At 44.1% G+C, this 286-nt stretch carries 1 protein-coding gene; it reads right to left on the reverse strand.

The features are described 5' to 3' along the window. The coding region (locus tag ACO0K4_RS19765; protein WP_422958360.1) for a TolB family protein at window positions 1-286 on the reverse strand (286 nt) is incomplete at both ends.

The following is a 286-nucleotide window of genomic DNA, read 5'->3' on the forward strand; positions in this document are numbered from 1 at the left end:
CAATGCGTGGTGTAAATAGTGTTATCGTCAGCCCAGTGTAATTTGCTAGGCCCATGACGTTGTTGGCAACGAGTCAGTTTGAATTCTGGGCTCAAGCGCCATGTTTCAATGGCATTAGAGACAGGGATAACGCGAATGTCGCAACTGAGCGGATCATACCTAAAATAAGCCAGCCATTTACCATCTGGTGACCACACTGGCGCTTCTTCTGAATAACCTGAGTTTTTAATACTGTGCACTGTTTTACTTTGCTGATCATAAACGGCTAAATCGAATTGGCTTTGTT

Origin of the sequence: Undibacterium sp. RuTC16W (genome assembly GCF_049339445.1) — a bacterium.
Taxonomy (GTDB): Bacteria; Pseudomonadota; Gammaproteobacteria; order Burkholderiales; family Burkholderiaceae_D; genus Undibacterium.